The organism is Fictibacillus fluitans (assembly GCF_030418125.1).
Taxonomy (GTDB): Bacteria; Bacillota; Bacilli; order Bacillales; family Fictibacillaceae; genus Fictibacillus_C; species Fictibacillus_C fluitans.
In genome coordinates, this window is record NZ_JAUHTR010000016.1 from 17,995 (window position 1) to 40,701 (window position 22,707).

Annotated in this window: 26 protein-coding genes; 9 read left to right on the forward strand and 17 right to left on the reverse strand. The window is 44.2% G+C overall.

Annotation, left to right across the window (positions count from 1 at the left end; all coding sequences use genetic code 11):
* Positions 1 to 6: 6 nt before the first annotated feature.
* Positions 7 to 1,224 carry an ABC transporter permease gene (locus tag QYB97_RS20815; protein WP_301167954.1) on the reverse strand — a complete coding sequence of 406 codons (1,218 nt, stop codon included), beginning with the start codon at positions 1,222 to 1,224 and terminating at the stop codon, positions 7 to 9.
* Positions 1,221 to 1,964, reverse strand: a complete 744-nt coding sequence (locus tag QYB97_RS20820) for an ABC transporter ATP-binding protein (RefSeq protein ID WP_301167955.1) — start codon at positions 1,962 to 1,964, stop codon at positions 1,221 to 1,223. The genes QYB97_RS20815 and QYB97_RS20820 overlap by 4 nt, the downstream gene beginning before the upstream one ends.
* A 506-nt stretch (positions 1,965 to 2,470) precedes the next feature.
* Here QYB97_RS20820 and QYB97_RS20825 point away from each other — a divergent pair.
* From QYB97_RS20825 to QYB97_RS20835, 3 genes are all read left to right on the forward strand, one after another.
* Entirely contained in the window at positions 2,471 to 2,896 is a 426-nt protein-coding gene (locus QYB97_RS20825; RefSeq protein ID WP_301167956.1) for an HIT family protein, read from the forward strand.
* Positions 2,897 to 2,977: 81 nt separating this feature from the next.
* Entirely contained in the window at positions 2,978 to 4,063 is a 1,086-nt protein-coding gene (serC, locus tag QYB97_RS20830) for a 3-phosphoserine/phosphohydroxythreonine transaminase (protein WP_301167957.1), read from the forward strand.
* A 115-nt stretch (positions 4,064 to 4,178) separates the two neighbouring features.
* Complete coding sequence (locus QYB97_RS20835; protein ID WP_301167958.1) at positions 4,179 to 4,730, forward strand: tryptophan transporter; 552 nt, start codon at positions 4,179 to 4,181, stop codon at positions 4,728 to 4,730.
* A gap of 23 nt (positions 4,731 to 4,753) precedes the next feature.
* On the opposite strand, the gene QYB97_RS20840 is transcribed toward QYB97_RS20835, so the two are convergent.
* Positions 4,754 to 5,170, reverse strand: coding sequence for a YkvA family protein (locus tag QYB97_RS20840; RefSeq protein ID WP_301167959.1), 417 nt, complete (start codon positions 5,168 to 5,170; stop codon positions 4,754 to 4,756).
* A 454-nt stretch (positions 5,171 to 5,624) separates the two neighbouring features.
* Here QYB97_RS20840 and QYB97_RS20845 point away from each other — a divergent pair, with 454 nt between their 5' ends.
* The gene (locus QYB97_RS20845; RefSeq protein WP_301167960.1) at positions 5,625 to 5,981 is read left to right on the forward strand and encodes a YtxH domain-containing protein; all 357 of its coding nucleotides are present in this window, start codon (positions 5,625 to 5,627) and stop codon (positions 5,979 to 5,981) included.
* A 203-nt stretch (positions 5,982 to 6,184) separates the two neighbouring features.
* Positions 6,185 to 6,769, forward strand: a complete 585-nt coding sequence (locus tag QYB97_RS20850; RefSeq protein WP_301167961.1) for an HTH-type transcriptional regulator Hpr — start codon at positions 6,185 to 6,187, stop codon at positions 6,767 to 6,769.
* Here QYB97_RS20850 and QYB97_RS20855 read toward each other — a convergent pair.
* Both QYB97_RS20855 and QYB97_RS20860 read right to left on the reverse strand, forming a co-directional pair.
* Complete coding sequence (locus tag QYB97_RS20855) at positions 6,760 to 7,101, reverse strand: DUF1878 family protein (RefSeq protein ID WP_301167962.1); 342 nt, start codon at positions 7,099 to 7,101, stop codon at positions 6,760 to 6,762. The two genes, QYB97_RS20850 and QYB97_RS20855, sit on opposite strands and share 10 nt — an antisense overlap.
* A 109-nt stretch (positions 7,102 to 7,210) precedes the next feature.
* Positions 7,211 to 7,777 (reverse strand): YpmS family protein, encoded by a 567-nt coding sequence (locus QYB97_RS20860; protein WP_301167963.1) that lies wholly within the window; start codon positions 7,775 to 7,777, stop codon positions 7,211 to 7,213.
* A gap of 88 nt (positions 7,778 to 7,865) precedes the next feature.
* Between QYB97_RS20860 and QYB97_RS20865 the strand changes: the two genes are divergently transcribed.
* Positions 7,866 to 8,051: a hypothetical protein gene (locus tag QYB97_RS20865; RefSeq protein ID WP_301167964.1), complete on the forward strand. Its 186-nt coding sequence runs from the start codon at positions 7,866 to 7,868 to the stop codon at positions 8,049 to 8,051.
* 36 nt (positions 8,052 to 8,087) lie between these two features.
* On the opposite strand, the gene QYB97_RS20870 is transcribed toward QYB97_RS20865, so the two are convergent.
* The 3 genes from QYB97_RS20870 to QYB97_RS20880 all read right to left on the reverse strand — a co-directional run bounded on the left by QYB97_RS20870 (position 8,088) and on the right by QYB97_RS20880 (position 8,536).
* On the reverse strand, positions 8,088 to 8,171 hold the full coding sequence (locus QYB97_RS20870) for a YjcZ family sporulation protein (protein WP_301168031.1): 84 nt from the start codon (positions 8,169 to 8,171) through the stop codon (positions 8,088 to 8,090).
* 56 nt (positions 8,172 to 8,227) lie between these two features.
* Positions 8,228 to 8,323, reverse strand: coding sequence for a YjcZ family sporulation protein (locus QYB97_RS20875; RefSeq protein WP_301167965.1), 96 nt, complete (start codon positions 8,321 to 8,323; stop codon positions 8,228 to 8,230).
* A 117-nt stretch (positions 8,324 to 8,440) separates the two neighbouring features.
* Positions 8,441 to 8,536 (reverse strand): YjcZ family sporulation protein, encoded by a 96-nt coding sequence (locus QYB97_RS20880; RefSeq protein WP_301167966.1) that lies wholly within the window; start codon positions 8,534 to 8,536, stop codon positions 8,441 to 8,443.
* Positions 8,537 to 8,749: 213 nt separating this feature from the next.
* Here QYB97_RS20880 and QYB97_RS20885 point away from each other — a divergent pair, with 213 nt between their 5' ends.
* Positions 8,750 to 9,628, forward strand: coding sequence for a peptidylprolyl isomerase (locus tag QYB97_RS20885; RefSeq protein ID WP_301167967.1), 879 nt, complete (start codon positions 8,750 to 8,752; stop codon positions 9,626 to 9,628).
* Positions 9,629 to 9,741: 113 nt separating this feature from the next.
* Here QYB97_RS20885 and QYB97_RS20890 read toward each other — a convergent pair whose 3' ends face one another.
* The 7 genes from QYB97_RS20890 to QYB97_RS20920 all read right to left on the reverse strand — a co-directional run bounded on the left by QYB97_RS20890 (position 9,742) and on the right by QYB97_RS20920 (position 19,113).
* Positions 9,742 to 10,020: a sporulation YhaL family protein gene (locus QYB97_RS20890; protein WP_301167968.1), complete on the reverse strand. Its 279-nt coding sequence runs from the start codon at positions 10,018 to 10,020 to the stop codon at positions 9,742 to 9,744.
* Positions 10,021 to 10,101: 81 nt separating this feature from the next.
* Positions 10,102 to 11,412 carry an MDR family MFS transporter gene (locus QYB97_RS20895; RefSeq protein WP_301167969.1) on the reverse strand — a complete coding sequence of 437 codons (1,311 nt, stop codon included), beginning with the start codon at positions 11,410 to 11,412 and terminating at the stop codon, positions 10,102 to 10,104.
* A 382-nt stretch (positions 11,413 to 11,794) separates the two neighbouring features.
* Positions 11,795 to 12,754 carry a 3'-5' exoribonuclease YhaM gene (gene yhaM, locus QYB97_RS20900; protein ID WP_301167970.1) on the reverse strand — a complete coding sequence of 320 codons (960 nt, stop codon included), beginning with the start codon at positions 12,752 to 12,754 and terminating at the stop codon, positions 11,795 to 11,797.
* 34 nt (positions 12,755 to 12,788) lie between these two features.
* Positions 12,789 to 14,141, reverse strand: a complete 1,353-nt coding sequence (locus QYB97_RS20905) for a sensor histidine kinase (protein ID WP_301167971.1) — start codon at positions 14,139 to 14,141, stop codon at positions 12,789 to 12,791.
* Entirely contained in the window at positions 14,138 to 14,809 is a 672-nt protein-coding gene (locus QYB97_RS20910; RefSeq protein ID WP_301167972.1) for a response regulator transcription factor, read from the reverse strand. The genes QYB97_RS20905 and QYB97_RS20910 overlap by 4 nt, the downstream gene beginning before the upstream one ends.
* Positions 14,810 to 14,868: 59 nt before the next feature.
* Entirely contained in the window at positions 14,869 to 17,883 is a 3,015-nt protein-coding gene (locus QYB97_RS20915; protein ID WP_301167973.1) for an AAA family ATPase, read from the reverse strand.
* A 12-nt stretch (positions 17,884 to 17,895) separates the two neighbouring features.
* A complete protein-coding gene (locus QYB97_RS20920; protein ID WP_301167974.1) occupies positions 17,896 to 19,113 on the reverse strand; it encodes a metallophosphoesterase family protein in 1,218 nt (405 codons plus the stop codon).
* Between the two features lie 193 nt (positions 19,114 to 19,306).
* Here QYB97_RS20920 and QYB97_RS20925 point away from each other — a divergent pair, with 193 nt between their 5' ends.
* Together QYB97_RS20925 and QYB97_RS20930 are read left to right on the forward strand one after the other, a co-directional pair.
* Positions 19,307 to 19,492 (forward strand): YhzD family protein, encoded by a 186-nt coding sequence (locus QYB97_RS20925; protein ID WP_301167975.1) that lies wholly within the window; start codon positions 19,307 to 19,309, stop codon positions 19,490 to 19,492.
* A gap of 25 nt (positions 19,493 to 19,517) precedes the next feature.
* Positions 19,518 to 19,952, forward strand: a complete 435-nt coding sequence (locus QYB97_RS20930; RefSeq protein ID WP_301167976.1) for a GNAT family N-acetyltransferase — start codon at positions 19,518 to 19,520, stop codon at positions 19,950 to 19,952.
* 163 nt (positions 19,953 to 20,115) lie between these two features.
* On the opposite strand, the gene QYB97_RS20935 is transcribed toward QYB97_RS20930, so the two are convergent.
* Together QYB97_RS20935 and QYB97_RS20940 are read right to left on the reverse strand one after the other, a co-directional pair.
* Complete coding sequence (locus tag QYB97_RS20935) at positions 20,116 to 21,600, reverse strand: aldehyde dehydrogenase family protein (protein ID WP_301167977.1); 1,485 nt, start codon at positions 21,598 to 21,600, stop codon at positions 20,116 to 20,118.
* Between the two features lie 156 nt (positions 21,601 to 21,756).
* A complete protein-coding gene (locus tag QYB97_RS20940) occupies positions 21,757 to 22,704 on the reverse strand; it encodes a Cof-type HAD-IIB family hydrolase (protein ID WP_301167978.1) in 948 nt (315 codons plus the stop codon).
* Positions 22,705 to 22,707 lie beyond the last annotated feature (3 nt).

Below are 22,707 nucleotides of genomic sequence, written 5' to 3' on the forward strand. Positions count from 1 at the left end.
TTAGTACTACCTTACTCTCAAAAGCTGCTTTTTAGTATAGTATTCCGTAAACAACCAGACAAAAATAACGGCAAGAACGACAGAGACGCCTCCAATGGTCCATGCCCCTCCCATAGCGAGAAGAAAAGCGGCATAAAGAAAAGCCTGAATGAGCATCAGCAGGCGCAGCCATTTCTGAAACGCCCGAAAGCGCCATTGCTGCTTCACCGGGTAAAGTTCAAACCAGACATTTCCCTTATGATGCTTATACAATGGCAAAAGCTGTATCCCTGTAGCATGCAGGAAAAGAAGAACGATGATGGGATGCCACCAGCCCTGTGGGATCCAGAAAAGAAACACGGCGCCTATAAGAATCAGCCGAATATAAATTTCGAAATAATCGTTGGACCGGAAAAAGGTTTTTCGGTATAAGCCATCAAACGTATGGCTGTGATTGTAGGACACGTTGGAAAGTGTTGACAGCCATGCCCGCGGCCGCACCCTTTGGGACAGCTGGGGCACATCGGTAAACAGGTTGGCTACACGGTACAGCTTCATCATCATGCCGTTTTCCACTTCCAGGAGATGCTCCCACTTGTAGCCGTGCACTTTCTTGATATAGCCAAAAACAAAGTTTGATAATACATACATAATGGCCAGTACCGCAATTAGAAACACATACGCTTTTTGAAACAAAAGATACAGAAATACGGCATTAACGGCAAGACGGAGCAATGTGTAATTCCTTCTGTTCCTTTGGTAGGGAAGCCGCTGTTCCTCCCACGATGTTTTGATGTTCCATAGCTTGGCAGCAAGCAAAAGGACAATGGTTATGATCATTTCCATTCCTTTGCCGGATATATATTTTGAAAACAGCGGACCCAAAGCCACAAAAATCAGAACAATAATAAATGATTGAACCACTATGGAATAACGGATGGAATGCCTGAAATATTCCTTCATTCGCGATTCAACCGGCAACAGAAACACAAGGTCCCCTTTCCTTAATAAAGTGCGGACGGGGCTTTTCGTAAGCAAATAGGCAAAAACGGCAACAAGCAGCCATATTGCCGGAAAATTTGCAGGAAGCTGCTTTAGGATCTGGGCGTAATAAAAACTGCCGGTCACAAAAAGGATATACAAGGACAGCATGAATCCGCTGTTTCCAATCAATTTGAAGTACCGTAGCGCCAGACTGAAGTATTGATCCTTCCTCTCACGCCAGATTTTTGTAAAATCCATCATGGGCGCTTTCCTCTGCTTGCATGAATATAGATGTCATCCAGGGTGGCAGACGGATCTCCCAGCTGGTTTTTAAGTTCCTGAAGGGTTCCCTCCATGGCAATTTTTCCTTCGTGAAGAATAATAAACCGGTCGCAATAACGTTCAGCCGTCGCAAGAATATGCGTGGACATAAGGATTCCTGCCCCATTGTTTTTGAAAGCTTGCATCAGCTCCAAAAAGGAATGGATGCCAAGCGGATCCAATCCGACAAACGGCTCATCAACAATATAAAGTTCAGGCTCTACAAGAAAAGCACACAAAATCATTACTTTCTGGCGCATTCCTTTTGAAAAGTGGCCGGGAAACCATTTAATTTTATTTTCCATATTAAATTCCGCCAGCAGCGGACGCACTCTCGTTAAAAACGTTTGCTCTTCAAGCCCGTATGCCATCGCTGTCATTTCCAGATGCTCCCACAGGGTTAATTCTTCATAGAGAATGGGTGTTTCCGGTATGTATGACAACTGCCCCCTGTATTCTTCCGGTTCCTCCTGAAAGGTTTTGCCGTTGATTTTTGCCGTTCCTCTGCTTGGCTCCATCAGGCCCAACACATGCTTGATCGTTGTACTTTTCCCTGCGCCGTTTAAACCGATCAGCCCGACGATTTCATTGGCATGCACATTAAAGGAAACATCGTGCAGAACAGGCCTGTCAGGAGAATACCCCCCTGTTAAGCCGGTAACTTCAAGAATTTTTTTCATATTCCATTTCCCTTCTTTTGGACCTTTGTTTCTAGTTTGGTAAAACGGTTACGATATTATTTCAACAAAGGCTGTCCTTTTTATAAAGAACAGCCTGAACCTCTGTATGATTTCCTCTTCATCATACTATTTTTCTTTTTTGTTTTCCAACGGAGACAATTTTTATGGATAAACTTCTTCAGTTCTGGCAAACCTAAAAAGGAAGAAGGCATCCCCCCTTCTTCGAGGGAGATTTCAGGTACTATATCACGATTTGAACAACCAACTTCAGGGAGATGATTCTCTTGGAAAAGATTATGGCTTACCCAGGCTTATAATCCATTGGAATGAGGTGTTCGCTAAAAAATCGGAATGTATGTTTCCAGGTTCTCCTTTCTTCTCTAACCTCTATAAGGAAGAGGGCTCTACACACGTAGGGCTCTCTTTCTTATGTAAATTTCTAAATGTTCCAATAACATATGCGCGCGAGTTGTGCTAAAATGAGAAAAAACATTTGAGGTGATGGAATGAATCATGATGATCAATGCATATTTTGCAAAATTGTAAAAGGTGAAATTCCCAGCTACAAAGTATATGAAGATGAGAATGTAATCGCGTTTTTGGATATCAGCCAGGTGACAAAAGGCCATACCCTCGTGATCCCAAAATCTCATCACAAAGATGTGTTTGCACTGCCATCTGAAACAGCCGGAAAATTGTTCTCTGCTGTACCGCAAATCGCTACTGCCATAAAAGATGCGTTTGACCCCATCGGGTTAAATGTCTTAAACAATAATGGTGAAGCAGCCGGACAATCTGTATTCCACTATCATGTACATATTATCCCCCGCTACGGCAAGGGTGATGGCTTCGGAGCTGTTTGGGAAACACATGATTACACCAAAGAACAATTTGAGGAACTATCAAACACTATTGCATCCCGTCTTTCCTGATCAATCCGATCACTGCCTGTTAAGGGCAGTTTTTTATTTAATAACAGACTACAGAGACAACCTGAGGAGGAACTGCAATTCATGAAACAAGTTTATAATTTCAATGCCGGTCCCGCCGCCCTGCCGCGGGAAGTACTGGAAAAAGCGAAAGAAGAACTTTTGGACTTTGAAGACACAGGCTTCAGCATCATGGAACACAGCCACCGCGGAAAACATTATGAAGCGGTCCATGAAGAAGCCAAAAGCCTGTTAAAAGAGCTCTTATCGATTCCTGATAACTATGAGATTTTATTTCTTCAGGGCGGTGCAAGCCACCAGTTTGCCATGATTCCCATGAATTTCATGAAACAGAACGAAAAGTGCGGTTACATTCTCACAGGATCATGGTCAGAGAAAGCTTTAAAGGAAGCGAAAAAAATTGGGGAAGCGGAGGAAATTGTTTCAGGAAAGCCCTCCAACTATTCCTCAATTCCACAAGTCCCTTCCCTTTCTTCTGAAGACTATACGTATGTACACGTGACAAGCAACAACACCATTTTCGGCACACAGTGGGCTTCATTCAACGGTCTTGAGCACCCTTTCCTGATTGCAGATATGTCCAGCGATATCATGAGCAAACGAATACCGGTAGAAAAGTTCGGAATCATCTATGCCGGCGCACAAAAGAATCTGGGGCCCGCAGGTGTCACTGTCGTGATTATGAGAAAGGATTTGGCGGATAAGGCCAATAAAGAAATTCCGGCCATCCTATCTTATGAAACGCACATTAACAGCCGTTCACTCTATAATACACCGCCAACCTTTTCTATATACCTGCTCAAGCTGGTTCTGGATTGGGCAAAAGGATTGGGCGGTCTGGAAGAACTGGAGACGCGCAACAAGGAAAAAGCAAAGCTCATCTATGACGCCATTGATGAAAGCGGCGGCTTTTATACAGGCCATGCTGAAAAAGACAGCCGGTCATTGATGAACATCACCTTCACTTTGCAAAATGAGGAGCTGACCAAACAGTTTTTAAAAGAGTCACAGGAGAAAGGATTTTCCGGACTTGCCGGCCACCGTTCTGTTGGCGGATGCAGAGCTTCTGCGTACAATGCGGTTCCTTTGGAAGCCTGCAGGGCATTAAAGGAATTCATGAAGGAGTTTCAGGAAAAACACGGTAATTAAGGCTTGCTGACTGTTCAATCCTTGTGGGATTTGTTACAATAAGATGAACTTCTTTGCAGAGGGCACGAGAGCACCTATGAAGGAAGTAACTAGTTGAGTTGAGGAGAGATGAGATATGAAAACAAGATCTTTAGCAATAACTGCTGTACTTTTAGCATTGGGGTATGTCCTGCATGCCGTTATGCCCCCTTTATTTTTGGGCATGAGGCCTGACATGATGCTGACCATGCTATTTTTGACCATTATCATGTTTCCGGCTCTGTCCAATGTGATTGTTGCCGCACTGGCAACAGGGGTCATTACAGCCATTACCACCACGTTTCCTGGAGGGCAGATTGCCAACCTGGTAGACAAACCAATCAGTGCACTAGTATTTCTGGCACTATTCCTGTTGATTTCCCGCATTAAACTAAATGCCCTGACTGCTGCAAGTCTCACGCTTGTCGGAACGATCGTGAGCGGGTCCATTTTCCTTGGAACGGCTCTTCTTGTAGCCGGACTGCCCGGAACATTTTCGGCCCTGTTCCTTACCGTCGTTCTGCCGACAGCCGCTATTAACTGTGTGGTCATGTTCGTGATTTACCCTGTGGCAAACAGCGTACGGAAGCGCACAGCACCGCAAAACAGCCAAACGATTGCAGCTCAAAATACAGCAAAAAAAGCGTAACAAAAAAAGGGCCGGTACCTGTTTTAAGGTGCCGGCTTTATTGTTTGCTCTTTTTCTTCCCATTCCATGTAATGATCGATTTCTTCCTTGATCGTTTTGTATAAAAAAGCGAGGACAGCCGCATCATCCAATAATCCGATTCCTATCAAGAAGTCTGGAACCGCATCAATCGGGCTGACAAAGTAAAGCAGTGCAGCAACCACAAGCATCATTGATTTTTTGGATACTTCGCGATATGTGCCATCACGGTAATGCTTCACCAGCCGGATCAGACCTTTGACCTGGGTCACCAGCTCGCGCAATCCGCTGTTGTTCTGTGCAGTTTGGGTTTTGTTCTCCGCATCCGTGATCAGCTCGCCCGTCTGCTTATCATCATCAAGAATAACAGAGGCTTTGCTTTTCATTTTGTTAAAGTAGTTACCGATGGTGTGACGCTCCATAATACCAAACCCCTCCTTCTGGCTTGTTGTTATTATTCCTTTATCTACTTTATTTCTAACATAAAAAAGCCGATTCAAAAAGAATCAGCTATCCTTTTTTTTTCGTTAATTTATGACAAAAACAAGCAAAAAAAGCAAAAGTCCGCTAATGCCGATAATACCCGCAAATAAAGCTTTTTTTCTTTGCCTTAAAATCTGTGTGTTACGAAAAGAGTACTGGCGGGTAGTGTTTAAGGAGTACAGCATGCGCAAAATAAGAAGCAGTACTGCAGCCAAAAAAACCCAAGAAGCCCAGCCCATCTGTCCATCACCCCCTGTTTAGGAATGCCGTTGCTTGTCCAAACATGACGAAAAACATCGTTAAATATTTATCATTTCGGGAAATTTTTTAATAGGAGTTTTTCTTCAACAGCAAGAAAGTAATTAGTAACAATAAAAAGAGGAGGAATTAATCATGGCTAAAACAAAATCTCTGCTTTATGGTTTCGCAATCGGAACAATCATTACGGGCGCTACAGCACTTCTCTCCGCTCCCAAATCGGGTAAGGACGTCCGACAGGATATTAAAACCAGGGCGGCCAGGCTGAAGGGTTCCTTTTCGGCAATGAAGCAAAACAGCATCATATTAAAGGAAAAGGTGATGTTTGTTTCAAAGGAAGGAAAAGAAGCCTTCAAACAGGCATCAGCTGATCTGAAAAAGGATATCGGCCACTGGAAGGAAGATGTGCAGCCCAATATGGAACATATTCAGGACGGTGTGAAAGAAATCCAGGGAACTATTGAAGAGACAAAAAGCACTATGGCAAAATAAAACTTCACGCAGGGATCTCCTAAAAAGGAGATTTCTTTTATTCCGGACGAAATCATCGTTGCTATCTTATCATACTTAAGTTTCGCGCCTTTATTACTAATTTTTCTTGGGTTTTCAAAAATTTTACTTTCTTATTATAGGAAACACTGGCATAATGAGGAATAGATTGATGTTCTTATATGTTGTGATGGAGGGCATTTGGTATGGAAAAGAATAATTTAGCAAGTTTAAAAGAAGCGATGATTTTCAGTCAGACATTCGCTCAAATCAGTAAGGCATTATGGAAAAGCGTGGAAAAAGACTGGCAAAATTGGATCAAGGACTATGGGTTAAATATAAATGAACACCATATTTTATGGATTGCTCACCACTTGGAAGGAGCAAGTATTTCCGATATTGCAAAGTTTGGTGTTATGCATGTTTCCACAGCATTCAATTTTTCAAAAAAACTTGAAGAACAAGGATATTTGTCTTTTTCAAAAAGGGAAAACGACAAACGGAATACATACATTCAATTGACAGATAAGGGTGAAGAACTGCTCTTAAAGACAATGGAAACGTATGATCCAGCCAACTTTGGCGTTTTTACATCAGCATTGCCGATCAAGGACCTGTTTGGGAAGTTTCCTGAATTCCCCGAGATTATGAGCATGCTCCGAAATATTTATGGTGAAGATTTCATGACCATTTTTAACAAGCTGGAAATTAAAATAGAGGAAAGCCTTGAGGAGAAAACACCGAGCAATGTGATTCCGTTAACTCCAGAGCTGGCCAGCGTTCATTCATAACGCCGTGCCAGTTCATAAAGTTTATCCATCATTTCTGGATGAACGCCCTGGAGACGCAAAGCCTCAATGGTTTCTCTTGGCTTCAGCTTCGGATTAAGCATTCCGGCGAAATGGAGAAGAAGAGGAAGATATTGGACATAGCCGCTCTCCGTCTGAGCGGTAAAACGCCGGTGAAGTTCATTACACAATGAAAGGACATCTTCCACTTCTGCTTTGGTGAGGTGCTTTTCCATCACCAGCGTGTAGAAGGGGTATGTCCTTAAATTAATCGATTGTACAGTCAGCTGGTTATAATACTCCAGCCGTTCAACACGTTCTTCAATCGTTTCCATCTTCATCCTGCTTTCTTTATCGTCGATCTATACCTTATATTGTATAGCAAAGCCGCCTTTTTTGTAAGGCGGCTTTCTTGTTTTCTTCTAAATTTCTCCATATAAGCATTTACTTGCTCAGTACATCAATAACAATATCATTGCTTTTTAAATCTACTTTTTTTGCCTTTACCTCAATGTGTTTTTTTACCTTCATTTTTGTAAGCTGTACCTGGATCAGTTTCTCCTGCGGATAAACCTTAACCCACTTCGGAAGATCAACCGTATTGGATACCAGGGTAAGAACCTGTTCCCCCGGCAGGTTCAGCCTGCCTACTCTTACATTCTTTTCATGAAGAACCAAATCACCGTTTTTCATGACTTCAGGATCCAGGTCCATCTGGTACATGATTTCCCTTCCAAACAAGTCTGCCTTGCCCAGCAGTTTTACCTGATCGGTGAGCTCTGCTTTCATGTTCACATTTTTTTGGTCTTCAAGCTCTTTGTTCATTAAAAAAGCAGCCTGCTCTTTGCCTGTATGTATGGTGAACAACCTTTTCCCCGCCGGCAATGTATCATTGGCTGCTTGATCAAAATTCTTCTCTCCTCCGGAAAACAGCAAAGAAACGACGATGATGAGCCCGATTACCACTAAAGCAGCCAAAGTTAAAAAGGCCCATTTCCATTTATTTATCATTTACATCCTCCATCTGTGCATTTTTCTATTCTTATTCTCCAACTTTTGTTAAAGTAAGAATGGTAGCTTTTTATGGAGGTATTGTAACATGTCAGGATTGATTTTTGTAATTCTTGCTCCTGTATTTTTATTCATCTTTAATGCCCTTACGAATGAACTTTGTACAAAAAAGTCTATTCCGGCTGAAAATCAGCCCGGTGTCTTCCGTACAATTAATGTTTTGATCACATTGCTTTTAATCAGTGCCTATGTAGAAAACATTTTTACATACTAACAAAGGGGATGGCATGCGCCTCCCCTTCGTACTTGATTAACAGAAACAAATACAGCCGATAATAATGAGTAGAATAATCAATACAACAATCAGCTCAAAGCCGCCAGCCATACCGCCCATTGTATTACCTCCTCCGGCAAAATCGCCGGTTTACTACTAAAGGTCACAGCAGGTGCTTAGCACCAGCCTCCCCAACATACACATCCGACGATGATCAACAGAATAAACAACACAACGATTAACGCGAAGCCTCTTCCATGTGCGTAACCCATGATGCCACCTCCTTTATTTCTTACGCTATCCTATGCAGCCTATACCTTCAGGGCCTAGGCGAATGCCTTAATTAGCGAATATTTTTTAAACTCTTGCCTACTCGTCCCTTTGGCTGCTTAACAAACAAAACAAGTACAACCAATGACAATCAGCAAAATGAACAGAATAATCAGAAGTAAAAAGCTATGGCCTAATCCAGTACCGCACCCCATTCTAAATCTCCTCCTTTGGTCTTCTCCACATCATATAGTGATCTGTCACGGTTTGATTAGACGAATGCCCAGGTTCCCTAAAATTTCTTCCTAAGCTGCAAAGTAAATATGTGTAATTTTTCTCATAATTCTCAGGATGCATAGTACTTTTTTGAATGTTTATGCTATAGTAGAAACAGTGAAAATATTACTCGAACAGTGGGAGTGTGTCAGATGAAAAAATGGTTAGTGTCCCTTGGACTTGCTGCCGGAGTTCTGTCGCTGTCTGCGTGCAACTCAGGTGCAGGATCAGAGAAAGTTGTGGAATCCAAAGCTGGAGACATCACCAAGGATCAATTCTACAAGGAGCTTAAGACGCAATATGGCGATCAGGTTCTTAAGCAAATGGTAGATAACAAGCTTCTCGAAAAAAAGTACAAGGTTACGGATAAAGAAATCAATACCGAAATCGATAAGATCAAAAAAGAGCTGGGCGGAGAAGACCAGTTTAAACAAGCCTTGAAACAAAACGGCATCAAGAATGAAAAAGACTTGAAAAAGCTTGTAAAAACCCAGCTGTTAAATAAAAAAGCAGCAACGGACGGCGTAAAAGTCAGCGATCAGGAAATGCAGAAAGTCTTCAATGACAAGTATAAAGAAGAAGTAAAAGCAAGCCACATTTTGGTGGATGACAAAAAGACAGCGGATGAAGTAAAAGCGAAGCTTGATAAGGGCGGAGATTTTGCCAAACTTGCTGACCAGTATTCCAAAGACCCAGGTTCAAAATCCAAGGGCGGAGAACTCGGCTACTTTGGCAAAGGCCAAATGGTTCCTGAGTTTGACAAGGTTGCATTCAAGCTGAAGCCTGGACAAGTCAGCGATCCGATTAAGACCCAGTTCGGCTACCATATTATTAAAGTCGAAGACAAGAAGACCAATAAGTTTGAAGATAAAAAGAAACAAATTAAGGAAGAATTGCAGCAGCAAAAAGCAAAATCAACTGATGAAGTCATTTCCAAGCTTCAAAAGGATGCAGACATCAAGATTAACGACAAAGATCTTAAGGATGCCCTTAAGAAACAAGATCCACAATTACCGCAGCAAACACAGTAATCCGGGCATCTGCCTGATGGAGGAAGGCTCATTAAGAGTCTCCTCTTTTTGTTTCATCCACTCCCTGCTCACTATAGATCATAATAAAAAAAACCGGCCGCTAGGCCGGTTTTTTATTCATTTACTGATTTGTTTCTCCGTTCACGCTCATCGGCAATCCGTTTCATAAAAACTTCCCCTTCTTGTTCGATCACCTTCAAATCCAGTTTCTTCTGTTCAGATCCCAAGTTATAACTGCGGTATGCGCTAAAAATTATGCCTGCCACCACGAAATAAACCCAAAATGGTGTAAGTTCAAAGAAATACTGAATAGGAGCAAAAAATTGCTTTAAGATTAAAAGAGCAACCACCAAAACACCAAGACCCAGGGCTACATATCGATATCCTTTCATTTCCCTTCCTCCCATAGACAAGCTTCGTAATTCCATCTTATGAAGGCGAAAAAGAATATATGTCACCCTGACTGCTTTTTATTAACCGGCTGATTGTGGAGCCACTGTCTTCTGTTTGTTCTCCGCCGCCAGTTTTTGATCATGAAGGCGGAACATCACATGATACATAAAGGCACTGATAACGGTAAACACAAACAGAAGAAAGAACGTCCATCGAAAACCGATCCACAGTGTAAGCGGAATCGCCAATGGCGCAAGACTGCGGCCAATGGAATAACGCAGTCCCGCTGCGGCAAAGTATTGGCCGCGCATATGCTCCGGAGCAAGCTTAGAAATAAAGCTTTCCTGGATCCCTACCACCATGAGCTCGGCAGCGGTAAAGATGGCGATGGCCAAAAGAAGAAACCAAAGAATCGTTGTATTTCCGTATAAAAGCATCGCGACACCATATAAAAGAGAAGAAATGACAAACACATTTCCTTCTTTGTATTTGTTCATCCACTTCGACATAAATACGGTGAACAAGGCAACCAACAGCCCGTTTGTGGAAACAATGTAACCGAATGCCTTTTCACCGGTAAGCGAAAATGACCAATTCCCCAGATGAAGAAGCGTCTGATCAGGCACCTTTTCAGTCGTATAGACAGCAATCAGTAAATCGAGCTGCATAAACGTCTGGGCCACAAGGATACCGGCAAGAATAAACAGCAGAAACAGCTTATCCTTTGCTATCACCCGGTAGTCCTTCAACTGATCCAGGACAACCTGGTTCCACTTTTTTGGGCCTTCCGCCTGGTCTCCTGCAATCGGCTTTTTCTCAGGCACTGTTTCCCTTATATACTTTTGCAGGATAAAGGTCAGGATGATGCCGACAATCGTACACGCCAGCAGCAGTTCAAACCGGTAATCAAAAAAGAAAATGCTGCCCAGCGCAGGACCAAAAACCACTGAAATGTTAATACTCGTATAAAAAACAGCAAATACTTCACTGCGGTTCTTTTCAGGAACAACGTCTGCGATCATCGCATGGCTGGCCGGCCAGTATAATGAACCGAATAGCCCTAAAGCGGTAAATGCGAGAAAAGTCCATACAGGTGAATCCAGCCACGGTGAATTGGCAAATGCAAATACGGCAAAGGACACGGCCTGGCCCGCTCCTGCAATTACCATCATTCTTTTCCTGCCAAACGTATCCGCACAATAGCCTCCGACCAGATTCGTAACCACACCGACCAGTTGGGAAGCCACCAGAAGCATCCCTGCCTGTTCTTTTCCAAGTTGATCGGAAAAGTAAATGGCCATGTATGGGAAAAACATCCAAAATAATAAATTGATGACAAACTCGCCAAGCAGACGGACTTTAATGTTTCTGTCCCAATCTTTCCATTTCATCCCTATCACACTCTTTTCATCATTAAAAATCCAATACCATTTCTCCCGGTCTCTTGAGGGATGGATAGGAAAGCGGCATAAAAAGCATAAAAAAGCCTGCAGCTGCGCATTCCACGTCAACTACAGGCTTTAACCATACGTATGGAAGGCCATAAGCTGACAGATGAACCAACGCTCAAGAGAAAGGGTCATAACTGAATAAACCAATGCTGTACATGAGAAACGCAAAGAAACTGAAGTTCTTTTTGGCCATCATGGTACACCGGTTGATTTACTTAGTTATTTAGCAGACACCTTTACTTGAACAATGGGTTTCATCTGTCATAGCCTCCATCTCATTAATCTCTCTTACAATTTACCATACTCCCACGCTTTTAGACAATCACTTTTTTACCAATTCCTGTTCAAAAAGCGGTTTGTAGAGACTTCTGTTCTCAAGCGGAAAAATCTTTTCCGTGAATTCCCCTGGTTCCACTTTGCCCAGTGCGCGATCCATCATGTTGATTTTCGCATCAAAGTTATCAATCATATGAAGGATCTCTGCCTCTCGAATCATCGGTGCCTTGGGGCTGCCCCACTCCGGCTTGCTGTGATGGCTGAGCACGAGATGCTGAAGCACAGTGACTTCTTCTCCTTCTATTTCGAGCTCCTTGGCAACAATTCCAATTTCATTGACCATGATGGAGATATGCCCAAGAAGCTTTCCTTCCAAGGTGTAGCTTGCTGCCACAGGTCCGGACAGCTCAATGACTTTTCCAAGATCATGAAGAATAATGCCGGAGTACAGCAAATCCGTGTTCAGTGAAGGATAAAGTCCTGAGATGCCTCTCGCCAAATCAAGCATGGAAACCACATGATAGGCCAGGCCGGAGACAAACTCATGGTGGTTTTTGACAGCCGCAGGATACTTCAGGAAATCTCCCTGATATTTTTTCAGAAGATGCCTGGTAATCCTTTGAATGTTGGGATTTTGCATATCAAAAATGTATTGCGTGATTTTTTCCATCATCACATCTTCTGTCAGCGGGGCTGTTTCCACAAAGTCCCCGATTTTTACGCCGTCCATATCGGTGGCAGGACGGATATGTTTCAGCTTCAACTGCAGCTTGCCTCTGTAGCTGTTCATCTCTCCTATGATTTTGACCAGCGCCTGAGGAACATATTGCTGCTCATCTTCAGGAGAACAATCCCATAATTTTGCTTCAATGTCCCCCGTTTGGTCCTGCAGCGTTAAGTTTAAAAACGGTTTCCCGTTGCTGGCAGTCGATTTAGAGGAGGATTTAATCATCAGATACGAATCTACCATCTCTCCCACTTTATGTTGGGCCAAACCTTTTTTCATATGTGCACCTCATCTTTTTAATAAATATAGCAGACTACGACAGCCTGTCTTTCGGAAGAATGACTTCAAATAAAATACCATCGTCAACATTGGTTACCTTTGGTCTTCCACCGTGCAGCTCGGCAATTCGATTCACAATAGCCAGGCCAAGACCGAATTGACCCTTGTTGCCTTTGCGGAACGGCAGGAAAAGTGTCTCACGGTCACGGTCGGATAGTTGCTCGCCATCATTCCATACACCCAGAGCAATGTTGCTCCCTTCTTCTTTTGCCGATAAAACAATACGGGACTTGGCATATCTCATGGCATTCTGAATGAAGTTTTCAAACACAATGGTGATCTGTTCACGGTCTCCCCAGAACAGTACTTCATCACCCGTAATGGTAATTTCAATATCATCCCGTTGAAAACGGAAGCGGCTGATAATCTCTTCGGCAAGTACTCCAAAATAAATCAGTTCCCATTGAAGGGTCTGTTGCTTTAGTGTATCAAGCTTTGTGAAATACAGCATGTTTTTCACCCGGTTTTCCATCCGGTCCGCTTCATTCAATATAACATCCATCATGTCCTCTATATTGTTTTTCGGCATGATCCCGTCTTTGACAGACTGTGCATAGCTTTTTATCGTCATGACCGGTGTCTTCAGCTCGTGGGAAGCATGCTGGATAAATGTTTTCTGGGCTGTATCATAGCGGATCAGGTTCTGCCGCATCGTTTCAAACTGTTGGGAAAGCCGTTGAAATTCATCATCCTCATGCCAGATAAACGGCTCCTTCCAGTTTCGTTTGGCGATCTGTTCGAACCGTTTCCCCAGAATGATAAGCGGGGCCCGCAGATACCGCGCCATCCATAGCGCCGGGATCACGGCAATCATCCCGGTGAAAAAAAGAATCCACAGCAGGCGCGTCCACAGGCGGTCGACCATCTGGTCACGATACGTATCCCACATGTAAGAAATCAGATAAAAATTGCCCTGCGAGTGGGTTTCAAGCCTTTTTACAACGTAAAAAAGCGTGGCATCCCCATAGGTGAGTTCATATTTCTGCTGCGGCTTTTTTTGTTTATAGGCGTGGGAGCTCATCTCACCAAGAACCCGCTCCGGGATATAATCTCCTTTTGTTCCCAGGTAATCGTTCTTAATCACCACATGGCCGACAGAACGGCCCAGTTTTCTTCGTTCTATAAAGTCAATGGAAGAGTCGGGATCAGGAACTTCCTTGTCCTGATCCATCAGTTTTTCCTGCTCCAATGAAATAATTTTGTAGGTTTCGTCTGTCATCGTCTTTTTTATGGAAAGAGGAAAAATAATAGCGAGTACCAGCCCGATCAGCAAAATGAGCAGGGCAAACGATATCCAGATTCTTTGTGTCAGATTCAGCCGGATCATGAAGTAACAATCCTGTACCCGTTGCCATACACCGTTTCAAGGTTCAAGCGCGGCATTTTCTTTCTGACCCGCCTGATAACGTCATCCACTGCACGCTCAGAACCGAAATAATCGGTTCCCCATACATGGGACAGAATCTCTTCCCTTGCTTTGGATGTTCCTAAATTTTCAATCAAGTACAAAAGAACATCCATTTCCTTTGAGGTCAGGTTGATCAATTCATCCTCAAAGGTAATTTTCCTGGCGACAGGATCGATCATATAACCTGTAATTTCGATTTTCTTCGGCGCCATCGCGCCGGTTTCGTAGATGCGGGTCAATAGTTTTTTGGCGCGAATAACAAGTTCACGCGGCATAAAAGGCTTCGCCAAATAATCATCGCTTCCCAGTTCAAGTCCGACAATGCGGTCAAGGTCCTGGTCTCTTGCTGAAATAAAAATTACCGGGGTGTCAGAATGCTGTTTAATTTTCCGCAGCACTTCATAGCCGTCAATACCGGGCAGCATGATATCCAGAATCCAAAGATGAGGGGCATCCGTTACATTCCGGGCTGCCTCTTCCCCATTGTTGAAGACGGTCACATTCCACCCCTCTTGTTCCATATAGGCTTTTAACACTTGCGCAAGATTTTCTTCATCTTCCACAAGGTATATTTGATAGTCAGACATTGATTATTACCCTCCTGTTTTACGGGCGTCTTTATTCCTTTATATCATAACGCACCCGCTTATGAAAAAGCACCTTCCTGACGATAGGCACCCTCCTGCTTCTTTAACGTAATGACCGGTAATTCCGGCCGGTCCCGAAACAGGTGCTCATGGCAAGTGAAAAATATCAGCTGCTTTCCTGACCCCATCGACGTCAGCAGATCCAGTGTATGCTTTGTCCGGACAGCATCAAAATTGACCGTAATGTCATCCACTATCAATGGCAGGCTCTCCTTCTGGTAGAGAGAAGCAAGAGATAGCCGCACACACAAATATAATTGTTCCGCCGTGCCTCTGCTCAGTTCTCCCGGATGAAAACGAACACCATCATGCCGCTCCAGTTCCAGGGCGTCTTGTCCCCCGCCTGACAAATACAGCTGAACGTATTTTCCGTTCGTTATTCTTGTAAAGTATTGCGAGGCTTGTTGAATAATGGCGGGCAGCCGCTCGGCATGAAATTGTTCTTTCGTTTTCTTCAGAAGGTCCGCTGCAATTCTGTGCACACTCCACATTTTCGCTTGATCTTTCAATACATTCCGGAGATTTTCATACCGCTGCAGGCATTCCGAATAGCTTTCCTCATCTTGCAGGGTCTGCAGCACAAGGGAAAGCTCGGCACTTTTTCGCTGCAGCTTTTTCATCTGAAGCTCTTTTTCTTTTAGCTGCTCTTCTGAAAAAGCATGTTCCTTGTCCACATTAAAGTCCTTATCGAGCAAAGTGACTGCCAGTTCTTGAACGTCTTCCCCGGTATAGCCAAATGACTGCAGCTGAAGCGAGGTCTGCTCGAGCAGCTCCATTGTTCTTTTTCGGGTCTCCGCTCGGCCGCCTATGAGCCTGTAGTCTTCCTCGGTTTTTGCTTTTGCCTGCGAAAGAAGTGTATTGATTTCCAAATCATAACTTTGTTTTTTGGACAACTGCTCGTTCAAATGGTCAGCAGCTGTATTTAATTTATCCTTCAGCGCTTCCTGCACCTGAAGCTTTTCCTTTTCCTGCTGAAGCAGCAGCCGTGCCTCCGTAATCTTCCCCTGATAAGAAGATCCCTCCGGAAGACGGAGCCGGTGCGTTAAGGTATCAGCCTCTTTCAATATGCCGGAAATCCGTTCGTCTGCTTGTGCAATGTTTAAAAGCAGCTGTTTTCTTTCCAAAACAGATTCTTTCAGCTTTTCGATTTTTTCAAAGTATCCCGGAATCAGGAGATTTCTCCACGGCCCTTTATATTGGTTGATATTACACCATTGCACAACCGCGGCTTCGTTTTCATATTGTTCAAGCTCAAGCTTGTCATAGTTTGCAGCCTGCTGCTGGTAAGAATGTTCCAGCCGTTTGGCCTCATTTCTCATTCTTTCAAGCTCTGCCCGTTTTGCCCTTTCATCCGCATACCGCTCACTGATCATGTCCAGTTCTGTTATACTGGATAACCCTGAAAGCTCATCTTCCAGTGTCCTGATTTTTGCAAGAAGCTCCTTATTATGTGTGCCGGCTGAATAAGGTTCATTCTTACGGTGTGAACTCTTGATCCAGAAATAGGCACCTGCCCCTAATACTACAGCAAAAAGCGCAGTTCCAAACAGCTCCCCTTTAACCGCAAGATAAATCAGGCAAGCAGCGGCCAGAATGCTAAACACCAGTAAAGGCAATAGTGATTTAGAATCGGAAGAGGCATTCGGATTCGCCAAAACCGCCTGAAGCTGTTCCCTTTCAACCAACAGCCGTCTGTTGGCCGAGTCCCTTTCCGCACGTTCTTTTAATTTATGAAACTCCTGGTCTTCAATCACTCTTCCTTTTTGCTGGCGAAGCCCTTCCTCTGCAGACTCAAGCCGGCCACGTGCATTCTCAAGCTCCTGATCCAGCCAGCCTTTCTTCTGATCAAGCAAATCCGCCTTCTTGATTAACATCAGGAGCTCATTTTTTGGCGCCAGTCCGGTGTTAAGCTGTTCCAACTCGTCTGTTTCTCCTCTAAAGCCTGTTTCCTCTAGTAAGCGCCGGGCTTCCAATTGTACCAATTCCGCTTTTTGGACCCAGCCGTGTTTTTCCCCCATCAATCTTTCCAAGTCATGACTCTTTTGTCCTGCGGAAACAATGAGGCTTTCGGCAAACAGAACTTCTTCATTTATATGAATGGCTTTAAGCTGCTTTTCAATTTCTTGAACCCTGTTTTGAAAAACAAGCAACTCTCCTTCCACGTCCAGACGCTTTTCCTGCAGCTGCTCCAATCGGTGAAGCCCGTTTTCAGGGAAGCTGTTCTCTGGCAGTGTTTGCAGGGCAAGCTGATGCTCTTTCCACTTTTGCAGGGCAGGGAGAACACTTTTCCATTTTTTTGTGTTGTACCAATGATCCTGAAGCTTCTTCTTCTCTGCTTCCGTCTCCCTGATCGCCGCCTCTGTCATTTTTAATTCTTGAAGGGAAGGCTGAAACTCCTCATTTTTCCGTCTCCACGTCCTGAGCTCCTCTTCTGTGCTCTCCAGCTGCTGCAGCAATTCGTTGATTACCGGCTTTTTGCCTCCCGGTTTAAACAGCATCGACTGCCTTTTCTCCAGCTGGCTTTCAAGCTGCTGCAGTTCCCTGCTGCCGGTCATTCCTGCACTCAAAAGGTAATCTCCCAGTTGTTCCGAGCTTAATTTTTCAATTTCCTGCAGACCCTCAAGACCAAAGCAATAGATGCCCTGAAACAGGGATCGGTCCATTCCTTTCAATACTGTATGAAGAAGTTCTTCTCCTCCCTGCAGTCCACCTTCCCCGTAAACCGTCACATTCCCGGCCGCTTTGCCTGCAACCCGCTCAATGGTTAAATCGCCGTAGGAGTCGGTATGAATAGTGATAGATCCGCCAATCCGGTTTCCATCTTTCGGCTCATACCGTCTTTCATTCGTCACCTTGGAAGGAAAGCCAAAAAGCATACAGGTAATAAAATTCTTCAGCGTCGTTTTCCCGGCTTCATTTTCACCTGAAATAAAAAGAGGCCCCGGGGATAATTGATCCATTTTGAGACTATGAAACTTGCCAAAATGATAGATGTGCAGCTTTTTAATCCACATATCCCGTACCTCCTAACCTTTCAGTAAAAATTGCAAAAGCAGTGTTTCTGCCTCATCGACCAGCTCTTTTTCCTCATTGAAAGTCAGCGGATCTATGTATTTCCTTGCCTTCCTGTGCAGGTAGAGCTCCTTTGTGGCCTTTTGAACCTGTGTATATTCCGTACTATTGGTTAAAAGAGCACCGATAAATCCGCCGTCATTCTGCAGCTGTTCACGGTTCCAGTTCCGTCTGGTCTGATTGATTATCGCAAAGGCAAAGACAAAGGAGAACTGATTCTCTTCCCCGTCCTGCAATGCCTCCATCAGCTCCTCGAGCAGGCCCTCTTGCTCCATTTCATTAAAGAAATCGGAGCGCCCCTTCAGCACCAATTTCAGAAGGGATCCTTTTCCTTGTTTTCTCGTATTCTCTTTTATGTCCAGGCAATGGTCAATCATCTCTGCCACAGAGGATAGATCAGTGAGATCAATTGTTTTTTCCAGCCAATAAATATCGTTTGTTTCATGGAACGTCCGTCTGTTATTTTCCAGATCAATAACCAGACAGCCTTTTGGGCCTGTTTCCTTTTGATTCCGGCCCTGAATGTTTCCGGGATAAATAACTGGCGGATCATGGTGAAGTTCCATTCTTTTATGGATATGGCCAAGGGCCCAATAGTCATATCCCTTTTCAAGAAGCTCCGCCACTCTGAAAGGCGCATAAGCTTCATGCCCGTTTTGTCCTTCTGCATTTCCGTGCAGAATACCGATATGATACACATTCCCCCGGGATTTTGCAGGATAGAAAGGGACACGGTTTTCAGCTATTGACCGCTTTTCATAGCTGAAACCATGCAGCATTGCTTTTATTCTTCCATTCTTATAAAAAGGCAGGCTTTGCGGGGGGCCGCCGTCAAAAAGATGGACGTTCTTTGGCCACTCCAGGTCAATCCATGTTCCTTCCAGATGGTCATGGTTTCCATGAATCATATAAACAGCAATCCCCTGGGCATCCAACCGGCCAAGTTCTTTGCGGAAATAGCTTTGCGCTCTTAAGCTGCGGGAATCGCCGTCATAAATGTCACCCGCAATTACAATAAAATCCACCTGTTCCTTTATGGCAAGGTTGACAATTTCACTGAAGGCTCTGAAGGTACTGTGCTGAATGCGTTCAAAGATTTCCCTCGGCAAATGGGATAACCCTTTAAAAGGGCTGTCCAGATGCAAATCGGCACAATGCAAAAACTTCAACATCTTCGCCTCCTTTTTCTTAATCATTCTAACCTTTATTTTACCATATATACGAAAGCACGTTCCCGTCTTTGGGAAAATACACACATTTTCCTCAGAAATGTGGAATGAGCAATTTACCGTAATAAAAAAGGAGGAAATATGACGAAAAAACAGAAGTACAAGAAAGGGAATTCTGAAAGGAGCTTCACTCACTATGAAAAAATACTTTCTTACTGTTTATGACAAAAGCGGGGGAAAACTGCTCGACGAAACCATTCAGGCTGCTGATGACAGGCAGGCCAAGGAGCTGGGAGAAAAGCGCTTACTGGAAGAACAATTCAATGAGCGTACTCACCGCCTGACATCACCATCAGGAGCTCTTCTGCTGTTTCACCGTTAACACAATTTGGAAAAGAGGTGCGAGGATGAGTGAATTTTTCATCCGGCGGGGAACCATTGAGGATAGTCTGTCTCTCTCTTATCTAATGGGTGATCTCGGCTATACCACCACCGAAGAAGAAATGAGGGACCGATTAACATATATTCTTCAAGACCCTGCCTATACCTGCTTCGTCGCTTGCTGTGACGATCTGGTAATTGGAATGATCGGCGTTGTCAAAGAATACTATTTTGAAAAAAACGGCACATGCCTGCGCATCATTGCACTGGTCGTAGCAGAAGAATATCAGGGAAATGGCTATGGAAAAGCCCTGGTCCGGCATGCAGAAGACTGGGCGGAAGAGCAGGGCTGCACCGCCATTATTCTGCATAGCGGAAAACAGCGCAAAGAAACACACGAATTTTACAGAAACCTGGATTATGATGATACCGGCCTCCGCTTCATCAAGGTTATGTTATAAACCAAAGCTCCAGCACCCGTTTAAATCTCCTGATCTGCAACACGTAAAACCCGGCTGCCTCAATTGGACAGCCGGGTTTTTTTCCGTTCAGTTGTTGACCCCTTTTTCATGCCTATCTTTATGTTTTCCCCGGTTGTTTCTCCGAATCATTTTTGTCTTGGTCTTACTTCAGGTTTACCCATACGCTTTTTACTTCAGTATAGTTATTCAACGCATAAGATCCCATTTCACGGCCCATACCGGACTGCTTGTATCCTCCGAATGGAGAAGCTGCATCGAAAGCATTGTAGCAGTTGATCCAAACCGTACCTGCCTTCAGGTTGTTGGACACATAGTGAGCTGTTTTGAGGTTTTCTGTCCAAAGACCTGCAGCAAGTCCATATTCTGAACGGTTCGCACGCTCGATCACTTCATCAAGATCGTCAAACGGCATTGCCGCCACAACCGGTCCGAAGATTTCCTCTTTTGCAATGGTCATCTTGTCATCAACGTCTGCAAAAATAGTCGGCTCTACGAAGTACCCTTGCTCAAACGGTCTGGAACCTCCAGTCAGCAGCTCCGCTCCCTCATCCTTACCCTTGGAGATATAGCTCATGACGCGGTTGTGCTGCTCTTCAGAAACGAGCGGTCCCATCGTAGTATCCGGGTCAAGACCTGGTCCCTGCTTGATGCTTTTCGCGTGGGATACCATGTCAGCCATAACATTATCGAACGCTTTCTTCTGCACGAACAAGCGGGAGCCTGCGCAGCAAACTTGTCCCTGGTTGAACATGATACCGCTCAAAGCACCAGGAATGGCACGCGTCATATCTGCATCCGGAAGGATAATGTTCGGTGATTTTCCTCCGAGCTCCAGCGTTACACGTTTTAAAGAGTCCGCTGCATTTCTCATGATCATTTTACCGACTTCAGTAGAACCGGTAAACGCGATTTTGTTGACATCCTGATGGTCGACAAGTGCTGCGCCTGTTTCTCCGGCACCTGTTACCACGTTAAGTACACCCTCAGGGAATCCGGCTTCCTGAGCGAGCTTCGCAAGATAAAGAGCGGACAGAGGTGTCTGTTCAGCCGGTTTTAATACAACCGTACAACCTGTCGCAAGAGCTGCACCCAGTTTCCATGCCGCCATCAAAAGCGGGAAGTTCCAAGGGATGATCTGGCCAACGACGCCCACCGGCTCGTGGCGTGTATAGTTGAAGAAGCTTCCCGCTACAGGAATGGTTTGTCCGACGATTTTAGTCGCCCATCCTGCATAATAACGGAAATGCTCGATTGCCAAAGGCACATCGCCGTTTATGGTTTCACGGATTGGCTTTCCGTTGTCCAGCGTATCGAGCTGTGCGAGCTCTTCTTTATTTTCTTCCATTAATTCTGCAAGTTTATAAATTAAATAGCTGCGCTTCGCCGCACTCATTTTTGACCAATACCCACTGTCAAAAGCTTTACGTGCTGCTTGCACCGCAAGATCGATATCTTCTTTTCCGCCTTCTGCAACAAGCGCCAAAACCTCTCCTGTTGAAGGATTCAGAGTTTCAAACGTTTTTCCTGATTTCGCTTCTACCCATTCTCCATTGATGAAAAACTTCTTTGTTCCGTTTAGGAATTCGGCCACCTTCGGCTTCAGATTCAGGTTAACAGTTTTTTCCATTTTAATCCTCCTCATATCCTTGTTCCTTACCTTATATTTGTTCGACAAGGTTTTTGAAAACCCTTTCAAAAAATGTCGTATTTTTGTTTTGTAATATAAATGAAATATTCTGGAATTTAGAGCATAAAAAAAAAGCCCCTGTATGGAGCTTACTTGTTAGTATAATCCCACTCTCAGCTGCTTTCTGAATACCTCTTTAATCATATACGGCACTCCCAGCTGGTCGTTGGTCCGTGTAATCCAGTTCGCAGCGTGCTTCACGTCCTCAGGCGCATTTCCCATGGCTACGCCCAGTCCTGCCATCTCAATCATTTCACGGTCATTATGCGAATCACCCACCGCCACCATTTCCTCAGGGGCAATATCAAGCTTCAACCCAAGCATCCTCAATGCATTCGCCTTCGTCACGTTCGGTAATGTAATCTCGAAATTGCATTTGGTGGAAGAGGTGTATTCAAAATTGGAAAAATGGTTTTTCAAATGCTGTTCTGCAGACCGGCGCTCTCTTTCTTCAAAAAATTGCACATCAATTTTGGAAGGCATAATTTCTTTTTCAAGAACATGATGACTTAGGTTTTCCGTAAAAGTTACAGGGTAAAACAATGGATCTCCTGCCCCCATGGTCATTTTGGCAACAAGCTGATTTTTCTGCTGAACCTGGTTCCCTACTGAAAAGCGCTCATGAACCAGCCGGATATGACAATTGTAATTTTCAAGTATGGAAACCACTTTGAGTGTATCTTCTTTAGTAAAATGAGATTCAAAAAAAGGTTCATCCTGATTGGCTGCAATAAAACCGCCATTTTGGCTGATCAGATATCCATCCAGCTTGAGTGCCTTGGCGACTTTTCTGGTTGAAGGAAAATTCCGGCCGGAAGCAAGCGTCACATATACCCCTTTTTTTCTTACATAATCGATTGCTTCCCTTGTTTCCTTATCCATGCGAAAGTTGCTTCTCAACAGGGTCCCATCGATGTCCAGAACCAGCATTCGGTAAATCAAGGCAATCCCCCCTCTGACTGAAAGATAGACTCTCTCTGTCAAACTATATTCCTGATGAAGCCGGGATAGAACAGCTCTTACGAGTGGTTCAAGACCTTTCATGTA